The sequence below is a fragment of the Anabaena lutea FACHB-196 genome, assembly GCF_014698305.1.
GTDB lineage: Bacteria > Cyanobacteriota > Cyanobacteriia > Cyanobacteriales > Nostocaceae > Anabaena > Anabaena lutea.
In genome coordinates, this window is sequence record NZ_JACJST010000047.1 from 1 (window position 1) to 15,604 (window position 15,604).

12 protein-coding genes and 3 pseudogenes are annotated in these 15,604 nt (G+C 40.9%); 9 read left to right on the forward strand and 6 right to left on the reverse strand.

The annotated features are described in order from the left end of the window. Nucleotides 1-334: 334 nt before the first annotated feature. Together H6G59_RS26390 and H6G59_RS26395 are read right to left on the reverse strand one after the other, a co-directional pair. Nucleotides 335-442, reverse strand: a pseudogene (locus H6G59_RS26390) (IS5/IS1182 family transposase); the annotation flags it as partial. Between the two features lie 296 nt (nucleotides 443-738). Then, the gene (locus H6G59_RS26395) at nucleotides 739-1,365 is read right to left on the reverse strand and encodes a CPP1-like family protein (RefSeq protein ID WP_190720860.1); all 627 of its coding nucleotides are present in this window, start codon (nucleotides 1,363-1,365) and stop codon (nucleotides 739-741) included. A gap of 1,095 nt (nucleotides 1,366-2,460) precedes the next feature. Between H6G59_RS26395 and H6G59_RS26400 the strand changes: the two genes are divergently transcribed. Then, on the forward strand, nucleotides 2,461-3,171 hold the full coding sequence (locus tag H6G59_RS26400; protein ID WP_190720863.1) for a response regulator transcription factor: 711 nt from the start codon (nucleotides 2,461-2,463) through the stop codon (nucleotides 3,169-3,171). A gap of 71 nt (nucleotides 3,172-3,242) precedes the next feature. On the opposite strand, the pseudogene H6G59_RS26405 reads toward H6G59_RS26400, so the two are convergent. Continuing rightward, nucleotides 3,243-3,441, reverse strand: a pseudogene (locus tag H6G59_RS26405) (DUF2811 domain-containing protein). Nucleotides 3,442-4,174: 733 nt separating this feature from the next. Between H6G59_RS26405 and H6G59_RS26410 the strand changes: the two are divergent. Then, nucleotides 4,175-5,908 carry an iron uptake porin gene (locus H6G59_RS26410; protein ID WP_190720865.1) on the forward strand — a complete coding sequence of 578 codons (1,734 nt, stop codon included), beginning with the start codon at nucleotides 4,175-4,177 and terminating at the stop codon, nucleotides 5,906-5,908. 56 nt (nucleotides 5,909-5,964) lie between these two features. On the opposite strand, the gene hisIE is transcribed toward H6G59_RS26410, so the two are convergent. Continuing rightward, nucleotides 5,965-6,615 carry a bifunctional phosphoribosyl-AMP cyclohydrolase/phosphoribosyl-ATP diphosphatase HisIE gene (hisIE, locus tag H6G59_RS26415; protein ID WP_190720868.1) on the reverse strand — a complete coding sequence of 217 codons (651 nt, stop codon included), beginning with the start codon at nucleotides 6,613-6,615 and terminating at the stop codon, nucleotides 5,965-5,967. Nucleotides 6,616-6,717: 102 nt separating this feature from the next. Next, a pseudogene (locus tag H6G59_RS26420) lies at nucleotides 6,718-6,894 on the reverse strand (ChaB family protein); the annotation flags it as partial. A 108-nt stretch (nucleotides 6,895-7,002) separates the two neighbouring features. Between H6G59_RS26420 and hemL the strand changes: the two are divergent. Both hemL and H6G59_RS26430 read left to right on the forward strand, forming a co-directional pair. Beyond that, nucleotides 7,003-8,301 carry a glutamate-1-semialdehyde 2,1-aminomutase gene (hemL, locus tag H6G59_RS26425; RefSeq protein ID WP_190720874.1) on the forward strand — a complete coding sequence of 433 codons (1,299 nt, stop codon included), beginning with the start codon at nucleotides 7,003-7,005 and terminating at the stop codon, nucleotides 8,299-8,301. A 454-nt stretch (nucleotides 8,302-8,755) separates the two neighbouring features. Then, on the forward strand, nucleotides 8,756-10,339 hold the full coding sequence (locus H6G59_RS26430) for a serine/threonine-protein kinase (RefSeq protein WP_190720876.1): 1,584 nt from the start codon (nucleotides 8,756-8,758) through the stop codon (nucleotides 10,337-10,339). A 1-nt stretch (nucleotide 10,340) separates the two neighbouring features. Here H6G59_RS26430 and H6G59_RS26435 read toward each other — a convergent pair whose 3' ends face one another. Further along, a complete protein-coding gene (locus tag H6G59_RS26435; RefSeq protein ID WP_190720877.1) occupies nucleotides 10,341-10,958 on the reverse strand; it encodes a TetR/AcrR family transcriptional regulator in 618 nt (205 codons plus the stop codon). A gap of 350 nt (nucleotides 10,959-11,308) precedes the next feature. Between H6G59_RS26435 and H6G59_RS26440 the strand changes: the two genes are divergently transcribed. The 5 genes from H6G59_RS26440 (at nucleotide 11,309) to H6G59_RS26455 (ending at nucleotide 15,511) form a co-directional block, all read left to right on the forward strand. Beyond that, the gene (locus tag H6G59_RS26440; RefSeq protein WP_190720886.1) at nucleotides 11,309-12,502 is read left to right on the forward strand and encodes an HlyD family efflux transporter periplasmic adaptor subunit; all 1,194 of its coding nucleotides are present in this window, start codon (nucleotides 11,309-11,311) and stop codon (nucleotides 12,500-12,502) included. 10 nt (nucleotides 12,503-12,512) lie between these two features. Continuing rightward, the gene (devC, locus tag H6G59_RS26445) at nucleotides 12,513-13,688 is read left to right on the forward strand and encodes an ABC transporter permease DevC (RefSeq protein ID WP_190720879.1); all 1,176 of its coding nucleotides are present in this window, start codon (nucleotides 12,513-12,515) and stop codon (nucleotides 13,686-13,688) included. A gap of 155 nt (nucleotides 13,689-13,843) precedes the next feature. Continuing rightward, complete coding sequence (locus H6G59_RS27680) at nucleotides 13,844-13,972, forward strand: hypothetical protein (RefSeq protein WP_277924652.1); 129 nt, start codon at nucleotides 13,844-13,846, stop codon at nucleotides 13,970-13,972. Between the two features lie 40 nt (nucleotides 13,973-14,012). Next, nucleotides 14,013-14,933, forward strand: coding sequence for a M23 family metallopeptidase (locus tag H6G59_RS26450; RefSeq protein WP_190720881.1), 921 nt, complete (start codon nucleotides 14,013-14,015; stop codon nucleotides 14,931-14,933). Nucleotides 14,934-15,010: 77 nt separating this feature from the next. After that, nucleotides 15,011-15,511 (forward strand): late competence development ComFB family protein, encoded by a 501-nt coding sequence (locus H6G59_RS26455; RefSeq protein WP_190720883.1) that lies wholly within the window; start codon nucleotides 15,011-15,013, stop codon nucleotides 15,509-15,511. The last annotated feature ends 93 nt before the right edge of the window (nucleotides 15,512-15,604 follow it).

The following is a 15,604-nucleotide window of genomic DNA, read 5'->3' on the forward strand; positions in this document are numbered from 1 at the left end:
CTGTTGCGGCAACGATAGTCTGGGGGTTGCCCCACGCCAAAATAGCTCGATGCCAGGTCTATTCTTACCACAAACCCCCCTCCCCCTTCACACCGGGGGGGGGTTTTGTTTTTTAACATTCTTACTTTTATTCGATCTCAGAGCTGATTTGTAAACAAAATATTACAGCAGTTTCCGATCAAACCCGCCACAAAAAGAGCTATCTAAATAGGCTCAAAAAATAAGCCACAATGATTAAACCAGTTGAGAGCATTTTCATCAGTAATAGCATTAATAGCTAAGGTAATAGCTTCATCAAAAGCATCGAATGTACGAGCTTTAGCAGAACGAGTTAAGCAAAGTTTTCACCTGAATAGCCTTGATCTACTACCCAAACAACTTCCAATTTAGATAATTCATCAACTGCCTCATGCAGTACAACCACAGCACCCAAACGTTCTATAGAAATATTCTGGTGTAGTAAATAACCAAATCTAATTAAAAATCGAGATAATGACAAGTCCTTAGGCAAGAATTGAATCACATCTCCAAGAAGCAAAACTAATCATAACAGTTTGTAGCATTGGTCGTTTTGGGATAGCAAAGGCATATAGAAAAACAGGAAGAAATCCAAAAAAATAAAATTCGGATTATGGTTAGATGCCTTGCGGGTATTTGGCTAAAGTTATTCTCAAAATTATGTACATTATTTTATTCTGCGATCCCTTGGGTTGAGCCATATCTTAGTCTCCAATATTTTTAACGGAAAAAACTGCTAATTAACCACATCAATATAAACGTTAGTACCGTAGAAAACTGATTTGGCATCAAGTTGATGAATGGTATTTGTTGCAGCAATAACGAGGTGGAAATTAGTCCGCCGACAATTAAGCCAATAACTAAACCGAACAGTGTTAACAAAACTGCTCGACCAAATTTACTTTCCTTGCGATTGAGAAAGTAAATGCTGATTCCTACGCCCACTACTAAAGCCATCTGTAAAATCTGGTCATTACCAGCGGTATAAAACACACTGATAGCACTTAAACCTAGATACCAAACTCCTGGTAATAGCACATCTGATAGTGTTGGTTTATCCAACATTCCTTGCAGCCATGCTGGTGAATACTCACGAGGGCTAGGACTTTCTTTCTGAGGAGATTGGACTCGCATCTCCGGAAACCGGATACGCTCAGGTACTTTAATTTTACCTTCTTGGCGCATCCGTAAACGCTCCATTAAAATAGCATCATAAGCCGCTTCAATTATTTCTAGACCATCACCACTACCAGGATGCTCCAATAGGCGATTGCGAGCATCCTGAATTTCATCGAAGCTAGCATCTTCTGATACCCCAAGTTTTTCGTAGGGATTTTGATCGCTCATGGCAGTTTATTAGTTCAGCCTTAGTAAGCGGCAGTCTTTTGTTGAGGAAAAAACAACCTTATGTTTTATCTAACTTGAAACAAACATACTAACAGATTTTAATCCTCTACCAGGATATTAGCACGGGTTGGTTAGTTTGTTTGACCCAAGAATTTTAACTATAGCTAGTTTAACATATTGCTATAACACCCTGTATACGGTTATGTTGTTTGCTGGCTAGGTTTTTACCCTAGTATTTAAACTATGGTGACTATGAGAGGATAATATTTTTTGTTTAACCCTCTTTCAAGAAACAGAAATGTTTCTTTACATCCATAGGTAATGCGATTGCTTTCATTACTCTAGGCTAAACAAAAATCTAAAACCTTTATTTAAATAGGCTTTTACTCAAATCTTACACCACTCCGTACAAACCCAGATAATCTAAAAATATGCTGCATAATACTTTGTTTTTATTAGTTTTAAACGGTAAATCAACGGCTCCGGAATCATACGGAGTAATAAAATTACATCAACTTTGCTGGTGCAAGATGTCAGTTTAGCTATTTTTCAAGGGGATACATTTTTTTATCTTTTGTGAGTGAGCAATAAAATACAGAATAAGCTTAATTAGTCACCGTCAATAATTATCGTTGGCATAAGGCAGGAGGAAACAGGGTTTTAGCCTTTGTTACCTTTCTTTACAGAGTTTTGTTTTATTGTTCCAACTTACTTACTTGTTTAGTAAGTTATCTTCGCTTGACAGTGTTTTTCTAAATGAGGAATTAGGAACACTATAATTTATGGTATAAATTTACATATACGTCTAAGATTAGAAGGTTTTAAATTCCTATCTTACTAAATAGACAGTATCATTTTTGATACGTAACTACGGCTGAGGGTTAGAAAATCGGTTTAGTAGATATACTAGACTGTCTATCTGCTGATGAGAAGGTTAGTGTACCTACATAGTTCATAATTGTGATTACAGTTTATTTGAATAATCAGGATACTCCTACCTTAGCCTTGTAGATTCTTAATTACTGCCAAAGCGGAAACTGCGTTTTTACGCAACACCCATGTTAATCCTATGAATTTTTGTGCAAAGTGATGGTCATGGCTCCTGCCAAGATTCTTGTAGTTGATGACGACCCTGCGGTTCGGAATTTAATCCAACGCTTTTTGATCAAACAGAACTATCAAGTGGAAGCTGCCGAAGATGGTAAGGCAGCTCTAGCTCTATTTGAGCAATTTAACCCAGACTTGGTAATTCTAGATGTAAATCTACCAGATGTAATTGGTTTCAATCTCTGTCAAGAGATGCAAAGTCGAAATGGCGTTTTTGTACTCTTGCTCACTAGCCGGACAGACGAAGCCGATAAAATTCGCGGTTTTTCTAAAGGTGCTGATGACTATCTCACCAAACCATTTGGTCTGGGAGAGCTAGAAGTTAGAGTTGCAGCGATTTTGAGACGTCAGCGGGTTGTGACTAACGCAGAGCAAAAACGCCTCATTTTTGAAAAGTTGATGATTGATCCAGTACGGAGGGAAGTGACGCTTAATAATCAACCAGTACCCTTAACGGCTCTAGAATTTGACTTGTTGCATTTTTTAGCCAGTCATCCAGGTCGAGTTTGGCGGCGAGCAGAGCTTATCCAAGAGGTCTGGGACTATGAATATGTGGGAGACCAGCGGGTTGTGGATGTCCACATCGGTCAAATTCGCAAGAAAATTGAAATTGATACTACTCAGCCAGCTTTAATTCAGACTGTGCGTGGTGTAGGTTATAAGTTTGAATCTACTACTCATCCACAAGAAGACCGGTAATAGGATGTAGGGTGTAGGGTAAGAATTTTCTCTTTATTCCCCATCACCCCATTCTCCCAAAGCATTTCAATTTAGCACTGATGGAACAAAGTTTTTAAATAGATACGAGCAGCGTGGCGATCGCCATGTCTATTTTGCAGCAAAAACAACGATAGCGCCGCAGTCAAGACTTATTCTTGATCGCAATCAGGATGGGTTTCTCAATAGTTTTTGTAGAGAATTATGAAGTGTTTCGGGAATATCTGTAAAGATATTAACTGTTGCGTTCATAATATTTTAGTTTTATGAGGATAACTGAAGCTAATGATAAGAATTACAAAAGTATCAAACTTTGGTGATATGTTAAGCAAATTAATACATATCTAAAATTCTATAGTAATCATAAACGATATCTGAAAAATCTTAAATCTTTTAGGTAGATAATACGTATACTACCTATATTTCAAAAATCAAATAGGAGCATCATACTATTATTTGTAGTACATAAATGCGTAAGCAAACTAACCATTAAAAATCTCTAAAAGATTACCATACAAGTTTTTGGGAATTTTAAAGTTTGTCAAAATTTCCTGCGGTCGGCACTATTTCTAATTCCGAGAAAGCGGTACTAGTTATTGTCTTTAATTATTCTTCCGGTTCCAAATATTCTTTGGTTAATAACAGGTATAAAAATTTTTAAAGATTGTTTGTGTAGATTTCTGATATAAATAAATTTACGAATAATATCGTTCGTTCTGAGAATTACAATTCCCTCAATAATTGTACTTAAAATAATCCAGTGATATTTCAGAAATATATTGCTGAAAAAAACAATATATTTTTCTAAATCAAGGGATATAGGCGAGAATTTCCTGGGCTTAACCCAGTAGTCTCAGGAGAAACGCATATCAGAGATAGAGTCAAATATATTACTGCATCTGTAGTAATATATTTGACTTGTCAAGAGCCACAGTAGCTCTTGATCTAAAAATATTGCATTCAAATTTAGCTGTGAGGAGTCATCATGAAAGTAAATTTGCCCAATAACTTTGGTAGAGTAGGTTTACTCTGCTTACTGTCTGGATTGTTCCCAGTACAAGCTATGGCTGCTGATAGCCTGCAAACAGATTCACCTGCTGTCAGTGAAAAACAACAAAGTGCTGATTTATCCACATCATCACCTCAAGTTGTAGCTTCAGATGGGATAGAACAAGTCACATCTGTCTCCCAACTATCAGACGTACAGCCTCAAGATTGGGCTTTTGGTGCATTACAATCTTTAGTTGAGCGATATGGTTGTATTGCAGGTTATCCTAATGGTACATTCCGGGGTAATCGTGCCATGACTCGTTATGAATTTGCAGCTGGTTTAAATGCTTGTTTAGACAAAGTTAACGAATTAATTGCTGCTGGTACAAGAGATTCATTAACAAAACAAGATTTAGCTACCCTGCAAAAACTGCAAGAAGAATTTTCTGCTGAAATGGCAACACTCAGGGGTAGAGTTGATGCAGTAGAAGCTCGTACTGCTGAAATAGAAGCCAATAGATTTTCCACAACAACCAAATTGAGTGGTGAAGCTATTATCTCCGCTATTGGTGCTACAGGAGGCGTAAAAGGAGGATCAGATCCAAATATCATCCTCACTAACAGAGTCCGATTAAACCTTACCACCAGCTTTACAGGTAAAGACTTACTGATTACAGGTTTACAAGCTCATAATTTTCAGGGTGGTGTAAATGGTTCTGGTAGTCTGCAAAATAGTTTAGGATTATCCTCATCATTATTGAGTGCTAGTAGTGCGCGGACTAGCTTTGAACCGCAATTTCCAGGAGTTGACGTAAAAACTTTAAATGCTGTCGGTGCAAACTCACTGGAACTTTATAAACTACTGTATATCTTTCCTGTTGCTGAGAAATTAACCTTGTTTGCGGGGACTGCGGCCGAAGTTTCTGATGCTTTTCCTGCTATCACTCCTTTTTATGGGGAAGGACAAGAATCTATTTCCCGTTTTGGTAATTTAAACCCTGTTGTTCGCGTTTCTGGTGGTACTTCTGGTTCTGGTTTAGCATCTGCAGCTGGTTTTATTTATAGTTTTTCCCCAAAACTAGATTTGAGAGCTTTGTATGGTAGTGTAAATGCCAATCTCCCTCAAAGCAACGGTAGTACACCCTTGGGAGTCGGTGTATTTAGTGGTAGTAGCGTAGTTGCAGCCCAACTGACTTTTAAACCCACCCAATCTATAGATGTGGGATTAAACTACGCCAATAGTTATCACGAGATCAATATTTTAGGCACGGGTTTAACCAGTAGTGACATTGGTGCTTTGTCTGGAGTTGATTTGGGAACACCTGTGAAAATGAACTCTTTTGGTGGGACTTTAACCTGGCGATTTTCACCCAAAGTGGCTTTATCTGGCTATGGAGCAGCAATATTTGTAGATGATTCTTCTCCTGCTGTTGATGCTTCCACAACTTTCACCAGTTGGATGGTAGGCTTGCATTTTAATGATTTACTCAAAAAAGGCAATAATGCAGGTTTGCTTTTTGGACAACCTCTTTATCGTACTGAGGCTAGTGGTGCAGCCACACTAGGTACAAATAGAGCAACACCTTACCATCTAGAAGGTTATTACCGTTTTCGCATTAATGACAATGTGAGTATTACCCCTGGTGCATTTGTGCTGTTTAATCCTGAAGGTAATAGCACCAATCAAACCACCGCTGTAGGTGTACTCCGTACCACCTTTACTTTCTAGATGATGGGTGATTGGTAATTGGGAAAAACTCTTACCCAGTTCCCAGTCCCCAGTGCCTATTTCCGGCGTTCTTGTAATTTGCGATATACAGCTTTTAAATCAACTTGATGATGTGCAAGAGCGACGAGGGTATGATAAAACAGGTCTGCAACTTCGCCTGCGATCGCATCCGCTTCATCATCTTTACAAGCCATAACTACCTCGGCGCTTTCCTCACCGATCTTTTTCAAAATTTTATTATCACCACCGGCTAACAACTTACAAGTATAAGAACTTTCATGGGGATGATCACGGCGATCGCATATGACCTCAAACAATTGCGACAACATATCCCCAGGTGGTGCGGCAATTTTACCTTCTACTTGATGAAAGCAACTGCGTTCCCCAGTATGACAAGCAATATCTCCCAATTGCTCCACCCCAATCAGTAGGGCATCACTATCACAGTCATAACGAATACTCTGCACCTTTTGAATATGTCCAGACGTTGCTCCTTTATGCCACAATTCCTGACGCGAACGACTCCAAAACCAAGTTTCTCCAGTTTCTAAAGTCTTGTGTAACGACTCCTGATTCATCCAAGCCATCATCAAAACCGTACCATCCAGATAATCTTGGATAATTGTCGCTACCAAACCCCTGTCATCGTAGCGAATTTTTTCAACAGGAATAGCAGATTGTAGCGCGCGCAGTTCAAGAGAAGACATACCAGATAATTTGCTCTAATGAAGAATGATTTATGGATTCACAATACCACTATCAATAGAGTAACTACCCTCTTTTTGGCAACTTAGCCCTAAACCAGGAAAAGTTCTATCCATCGCCGACTGCATCTTCACTGCACTCCAAGCTACTTTGTGAGCCTTTGCCGCTTCCCCATACCAATGACTTGCTGAATTAAAAGCTACTCTGTAAAGATCCTGATAAGCCTCAGATAATTGAGTCCGAATATCCAAAGGTAAATCTTGATTAGACTTGTATAACATATTGTTATTTTTTTAGTTCAGTTAATTCTATAGGATAGAAAATCTGAGCAAATTTTAACCCTATCCTAAGATAGACCCTTATTTATTCCCCACGACTGGGAGGAAACCTTGGTAAACACAACCATTAAAACCACCAAATCACAAGAAACCTTTGCTGCTGCTCAAAATCTGATGCCTGGAGGAGTCAGTTCTCCAGTTCGCGCTTTCAAATCTGTCGGTGGACAACCTATAGTTTTCGATCGCGTTAACGGAGCCTATATTTGGGATGTAGACGGCAACCAATACATCGACTATGTAGGGTCTTGGGGGCCTGCTATCTGTGGTCATGCCCATCCCGAAGTCATCACAGCACTGCATACAGCTTTGGAAAAAGGCACTAGCTTTGGCGCTCCCTGCGTACTGGAAAATGTCTTAGCCGAAATGGTAATAGATGCAGTTAAGAGCATCGAAATGGTGAGATTTGTTAATTCCGGTACTGAAGCTTGTATGGCTGTGCTGCGCCTGATGCGAGCTTTTACAAACCGGGAAAAAATCATCAAGTTTGAAGGCTGCTATCATGGACACGCTGATATGTTCCTGGTAAAAGCTGGTTCTGGTGTGGCAACACTTGGTTTACCTGATTCACCAGGAGTACCCAAAGCTGCCACTATCAGTACTCTCACTGCGCCTTTCAATGATTTGGAAGCCGTCAAAGCCTTGTTTGAGGAAAACCGGGACGAAATTGCTGGCGTAATTCTCGAACCAGTGGTTGGTAATGCTGGCTTTATTACTCCCGATGCTGGATTCTTAGAAGGCTTACGGGAGCTTACCCACGAACATGGGGCTTTATTAGTATTTGACGAAGTTATGACTGGCTTCCGTATTGCCTATGGTGGCGCTCAAGAAAAATTTGGCATCACTCCAGATTTAACCACACTCGGTAAAGTGATCGGTGGAGGCTTGCCAGTGGGAGCCTATGGTGGTCGCCGCGATATCATGTCAATGATTGCCCCCGCAGGACCAGTGTATCAAGCTGGAACTCTTTCTGGTAATCCCTTGGCAATGACTGCTGGGATTAAGACCCTGGAATTGCTGCAAAAACCGGGTACTTACGAATACTTGGCACGGATTACTCAGAAACTTGCCGATGGTCTAGTACAAATTGCTCAAGAAACTGGTCACCCCGCTTGCGGTGGTAATCTCAGCGCTATGTTTGGCTTATTTTTTACAGATGGACCAGTCCATAATTATGAAGATGCTAAAAAGTCAGATACCGCAAAGTTTGGGCGGTTCCATCGTGGGATGTTAGAGCGTGGTATCTACTTAGCACCATCTCAGTTTGAAGCTGGGTTCACTTCTTTAGCTCATACTGACGAAGATATTGAACAGACTTTAGCTGCTGTACGAGATGTGATGTCCAGTCTGTAACCAAAAAAGTGCTGAGTGCGAAGTTTTGAGTAGCGTCGTCGTCCCTCTCAAAACTCCGCACTACTTAATAGCCTTAGATAATTCCCTAACCTTCAGGACACAGTAGTTTTTTGGTAAGCTGGAATTTGACTAGAAAGAATACTGAAATATTAATAATCTAATTATACAATTTTTTAGAAGTATAAACAATAATTAGTTTTTCCAGTATTTTTACCCAAAAAAAGTAGCTGTTCTGCCATAATTTTAATGAGATAATAATGGAGAAAATGATTTTCATCCTGGGGATAGTTATATAGTGAACAATTACTATTGCTTGAATTAACTTCACAATAACTTTAGAAACTCTTTAAGAGATTTCCAGCAGAAATGACCTGGCAAAATTCAAATTTGCTCTCAATAATGTAATCAGAGTGTCACTTTCTCCGTTATTTTTCGTGCAGCGAGTTAACAGTGCATGAGCTACTGCTTCAATCCTACCTGTTCCCATCCAAAAAATTTGGCATCTAGCCAAAGATGTCAGTCTTGTGGTGAGCCGCTACTTTTGCGCGATCGCTATCGGGTCATCAAACCTTTAGGTCAGGGGGGCTTCGGAGCAACCTTTGTAGCACTCGATCAAGCCTTACCAGGAGAGCCAAGTTGTGTAATTAAGCAACTACGTCCCTCAGGAACAGCCCCCCACATATTACATATGGCGCGGGAACTGTTTGAGAGAGAAGCCAAAACCTTGGGTAAAATTGGCAATCATCCGCAAATACCACGGCTACTTGATTATTTTGAAGAGCAAAAGCAATTTTACTTGGTTCAGGAGTACGTAAGTGGTGCAACTCTCCAACAAGAAGTCAAAAAAACCGGACTCTATAGCGAAGCTGGAGTGAAGCAGTTCTTAAGCGAAATTCTGCCATTACTGCAATACATCCATGAGTTAAAGGTAATTCATCGTGATATCAAACCAGCTAACTTAATTCGTCGCGCTCAAGACGCAAGACTGGTACTGATTGATTTTGGTGCTGTAAAAAACCAAGTCGGCCAAGTGGCTGCGAATCAATCGGGACAGACAGCTTTAACGGCTTACGCCATTGGTACTCCCGGTTTTGCCCCTCCCGAACAAATGGCTATGCGTCCAGTTTATGCCAGCGATATCTACGCTTTAGGGGTAACTTGTATTTATTTACTAACTGGTAAAACTCCTAAAGATTTGCCATACAATCCCACAACAGGTGAAATGATGTGGGAGCAGCTTGTTGACGTGAGTGATCATTTAACAAGTGTATTAAGAAAAATGTTAGATGTTTCAGTCCGCAATCGCTACCAATCAGCCCCAGATGTACTCAGAGCGCTAGACATAGAACCATATTTAGACAGTTTAGCAAAGGGACTACTCGTCAAATCTGATGTTAGTGTTAAAGAACGAATCAACAAACGCCCAGATAATTCCGGTGTTTTATCCAATAATCCTGGTACCAATAATGTAGCGGCAGCAATTCGTGCTAGACGGGCTAAGTCACCAGAAACATCTGGATTTCAGGCTGGAAGCATCCAGCACAGGCACTTAATCTCCAAATCTCCAGATGTGACTGCTAGTAATAGTAATAGTTCTCAAGAAACGCGCAAATTAGATTCCCAAAGTTTGCTCACAGCTTATCTGAAGGGAAGACGAGATTTCGCTTCGTACAACATCAGTTTATTAAACTTACAAGGTGCCGATTTATCGGGAACTAATTTTCATCAAGCTCAATTACAAAAAACTAACCTCCAAGGCACTAATCTCAACAATAGTGATTTTGGTAGAGCTAGTCTCATGTACGCGAATCTGAAAGATGCTAATTTGACCAAAGCTTACCTCAGTCATGCAGATTTAGAAGGGGCAGATCTCAGAGGGGCTGATCTCAGCTATGCTTATCTGAGTCAGGCTAATCTTCGCGGTGCTAATTTGTGCGGTGCTAATCTCACTGGTGCTAAGGTGACTGATGAACAACTATTACTAGCCAAAACTAATTGGCTGACAGTGCGCCCCAATGGAAAACGAGGTTTTTTATAGATCACGATTCGGCACAATTTACAATCAAATGTGTCAAAGCATCAATCAAGCGATCGCTCTCCATAGGCATAATCTCCTTCCCATGTAAAATTTGCTGCGTCATGGCAAAATGCGCTAAAGAACCAATCAAAATCCTCGCTGTTGCCTCTGGATCAGGTATCTTTAGTTCTGGATGTGATGCTAAATATTTACTGATAGTCTCAACTGCTGGTTTGGCAATGCTGCGTACAAAAACTTGAGCTAGTTCTGGAAACCGCACTGACTCACCAATTAGCACTCGCTCAAAAGCTAAATATTCTGGATCTTTTGTCATCTGCTCTAAGGCTGTTTTAGCCAATCCCCGCAAAACTATGTAAGGTTCTCCCACTAGGAGATGTTCTCCAAAAATCGACTGAAACCGTTTTCTTGCTAGTTGCTCTATCAGAGCGCTAAAAAGTCCGACTTTATCTTGAAAGTGGCTATAAACTGTCGCTTTAGAAACTCCCGCCGCTTCAGCTACCCGATCCATACTAGTCGCTGCATATCCATGTTTCAAAAACTCCTGCATCGCTCCTTGGAGAATTTTTTCTACTTTATCTGAATTTGATCGCTGTATTTCCCCAATTTTTGGGCGTGCCATTTTGTCAATATCCTTTTTGTCAACGATTCTCTATAAATAAGAGGACTACACAGTTGACTAAACTAGTCCGTTTAGTTTACATTTTAAGACTAAACCGTTTAGTTTAAACATCACTTCAAACTTTTAATCTTCCCATCAAGACTGGTTATTAGAGTTTCAAGTTACAGTACAACGGACAGAAAACTACCAGAGTGTTAAAAATCTACAGTTGAATTTGCTCATATTGCTTTTCTCTACATTTACAGCCGTGGACAGGGTGCTTAGGACATCAATTGATGAGGGTTTTACTCCTGACTCCTGCTATACATTTTCAACAAACGAATTTTGCATCGCTTCAAAGGTCTGCTATTGTGCAAAACCCCAAGCTACAAGGTTCATTATCTTCTCAGTCTATTATTTGGTTACTGATTACTATATCTACAATTGCATTATTAACTGTGATCAGCGCCAGTATTTTTACTGTGCTACGACTGCGGGAGACAGCCCAAAAAGCAATAGCACCCGTGGTGATCATGCCAGAAATAAAAACAGTTACAGCCCTAGGAAGAATTGAACCGCAAGGAAAAGTAATTAAACTTTCTGCTGCTGTATCTGGTGAAGGAAGTCGGGTAGAAAAGTTACTGGTGCAAGAGGGAGATAGTGTAAAAGCAGGTCAAGTGATAGCCATTTTAGACAATCGCGATCGCTTGCAAGCAGAATTACAAGAAGCCCAGGAAGAAGTCAAAGTAGCCAAAGCTAACTTATCCCGCATTCAAGCTGGTGCAAAACATGGACAAATTGTCACCCAAAAAGCCACCATTGCCCGCATAGTAGCAGAACGTCAAGGTGATCTTGATACCCAAACAGCCACCATCGACCGCTTAGAAGCAGAATTAATCAATGCTCAAGCAGAAGACAAACGTTATCAGCAACTCTATACAGAAGGGGCAATTTCTGCTTCCCAACGAGACAGTAAACGTTTAACCGTAAAAACTGCCCAAAAAACTTTGCAAGCAGCACAAGCTTCTTTAAATCGTATCCAGTTAACTGGACAGCAACGACTGAAAGAAGCCACCGCAACTCTAGAGCAAATTTCCGAAATACGCCCAGTGGATTTGGTAGCAGCTAAAGCCGAAATTAGTCGTGCTGAAGCTACCGTAAAAAAGGCAACAGCTAATCTCCAACAAGCTTACGTACAATCACCCCAAAATGGCCGAGTATTTGAAATCCATACCCGTCCAGGAGAATTAATCTCAAATAACGGAATTGTCGATATTGGACAAACTAACCAAATGTACGCAGTTGCCGAAGTCTACGAAAGCGATATTAGCAAAGTGCATTCAGGGCAAAAAGTGCAGGTATTTGGTGATGTCCTACCTGTGCAATTACAGGGAACAGTTGAGCGGATAGGCTTGCAAGTACAGCGGCAAAATGCGATTAATACAGATCCCTCTACCAATATTGATAACAGAATTGTCAAAGTTCATATCCGACTAGATTCAACTTCCAGTCAGAAAGCCGCCAACTTAACCAATATGCAAGTCAAAGTAGTCATCGAAATTTAAAAAGTAATTTATGATTGGCATACTCCAACAACTGCGACGACGGACACCTCTGGGGTGGTTCCAACTAAGTCATGAAAAAAGTCGCTTGCTGGTAGCATTATCAGGTATTGCTTTTGCTGATGTGCTGATGTTCATGCAGCTAGGCTTTCAAACTGCACTGTATGACAGCAATACTAGACTGCATCGTAGTTTACAAGCAGACATTATTTTAACTAGTCCCCAAACTCGTAACCTGCAAAGTATGTCTACCTTTTCGCGAAGGCGACTATACCAAGCAATGGATATACCAGGGGTTGAATCGGCTGAAGCAATATATTTCAATGTCATCACCTGGAAGAATCCCCAAACTCGTAGAGAGACAGCAGTGTTAGCAATCGGCTTTAATCCTAATAAGCCAGCTTTTGATTTACCGGAAGTCAATCAACAATTACAGTCTATTAAACTGCCAGATACAGTCCTATTTGACCGGGGTGCAAGAGGAGATTATCAACAAGCGATCGCACAAATTGATCAAGGTAAAATTGTGACTACCGAAATCGACGGTCGAACAATCACTGTTAGTGGTTTATTTAAAATTGGTGCTTCCTTTGGAACTGATGGTAGCTTGATTACTAGCGATCAGAATTTATTGAGGCTAGTTGCCAACCGCCCAGCAAGTAGTGTTAGTCTCGGTTTAGTGAAGGTAAAACCAGGCTACGACTCGCAAAAAGTAGCCGCAAATTTGAGACTTTACCTGAAAGACGATATCAGAGTGCTGACTCATGCAGAATTTATTGAATTTGAGAATAACTTTTGGCGAACTAATTCCCCCATCGGCTTTATTTTCAGCTTAGGTGTTTCCATGGGGTTTGTGGTCGGGGTGATTATTGTCTATCAAGTCCTTTTCACCGATGTTAATGCCCATTTGCGGGAATATGCGACTTTAAAAGCTATTGGTTATCCTAATTACTATTTATTAACTGTGATATTTGAAGAAGCGCTGATTTTAGCTCTATTGGGCTTTATGCCAGGGTTAGCAGTGTCCTTGGGACTTTATCAATTGACCCGAAAAGCCACAAATTTACCTATGTATATGACCATACTTCGTGCCTTACAGGTGTTAGTGTTGACGATTATTATGTGTGCAATTTCCGGTGCGATCGCTACTCGCAAACTTCAAGCTGCTGACCCTGCGGATATGTTTTAAGAAACAGTAATGAGTACTCAGTAACGAGTACCGAGTACCGAGTACTGAGTACGGAGACATGGAGACGCTCTTACACCCCATGTCTAAAGCCAGGGGATTCCAGCAAGGAATGTCTTTTTTCTTCTCCACGACTGTAGTCGGGGGCTTGAAACCATTTGCGTCAAACGTCGGACACAGGCGACTCCGACTTCCTCACCGCGTCTCCCACTCTCCGAGTCCTCTTCGGACAACATCAAGCTGATTTTTTTGATCAAGCTGCGGAAACAGTAGCGGGAATAAGTTAGTCTGTTGAGGAACAGCAGCAACAGATTTTTTCATAACTCTATGACTACAAAAGCTCACCCTATCAATCCGCAGAATTGGTTGCAGAGTGTTAGCATCACCAACCGTGCAAACAAGATTTTAATGGGAATAGTTGCAGCTGTCCCTATTGCTTTAGCATTACCCGCAGAGGCTTTACAAGTACAGGTAACACCCACCAATCCTCAATTGGGAGACACACTGTCAGTAGTAATTGATGTAGATAGTCAAGAAAATATTAGCAATCCCACGGTGACAGTTGGCGAGAAAAGATATCCAGCATTTGAAATTGCTCCTAATAAATACCGTTCTTTTATTCCCACAACTCCACTAGAGAAACCTGGAGTCAGAACATTAAAAGTTTTCGGGGATGGTCAGGAGAGAAACCTAGCTGTGCAAGTGCGCGATCGCAAATTTCCCGTCCAACGGATTAATTTACCCCCTGGGAAAGCGGGAGTACAAGCCACAGAGCTTGAACTGAACCGCGTAGCTGCTTTCAAAGCCCTACAAACACCGCAAAAATATTGGAATGGTGTCTTCCGTAAACCAAATGCTGGCAGGATGACGACAACCTATGGTGTACGTCGCTACTATAATGGTAAATTTGCCAATGATTACTATCATCGTGGTCTTGACTACGCTGGAGCAGCAGGTTCAGCCGTAATTGCCCCAGCTGATGGGCAAGTTGCTTTGGTAGGTAAAGTAACCGAAGGGTTCCGAGTTCACGGTAACATAGTTGGCATTGACCACGGTCAAGGAGTAACTAGCATTTATATGCATCTTAGTCGCATTAATGTTAAAGAAGGCGATTTTGTGAAAGCCGGTCAAGTAATTGGCGCAGTAGGTTCAACAGGTGCTTCTACCGGACCACATCTGCACTGGGGTCTATATGTCAATGGACAATCTATTGATCCAAGACCCTGGCTGATAAAGGTGATTGATTAATAAGGACAGAGTAAATCAGTGATAACTGGCTATGGTTACTACTTTACCTACCTGGCTTAAATTAAATGGTGAGAGTTATGAGTATTGAAAAAATTGTGGAACAAGCTCTCCAGGATGGTTATCTAACACCAGCTATGGAAGCAGAAGTCGGGCGAATCTGTGATAATGCGTCGGATCTCTCAATTGAAGAGTACATGGCACTGGATCGACTCATGGGTTCATTGTTAACTGGTGAGGTAATAGCAGTACCTCGCAAACAATTTATTAACGTGATGGAAGAGTTGGTACTGACTGAGGTCATCGCTAAAGTAGCAGAAATTGAAGCGACCTGTGAAAGCTCTCTCGATGTTGGGGATATCACTGCTTATGCTCTCAATCGTCTTCCACCCTTGTATGCTACTACAGAAGAAGGTGCAAACTACCAACGCAACCGCGCCAAAACCGAACTTCACGAATTGATTTCTCAGCAAGTGGGCGAGGCGATTGATCGTTACTTACATCAGCCCAAGTTCTTCCCAGAACGCCAAGCCTTGGGAAAAAATACTGGTAATGAAGTCCTGCGTCAAGTCACAGGGTAAGAGCATCTCAATTAGGCTTGACATAAGGGATGAGAGGAATCTAATGTAGAGTCAATGAAACAGGAACTGAGAACTCGAATCATATAATTGTTA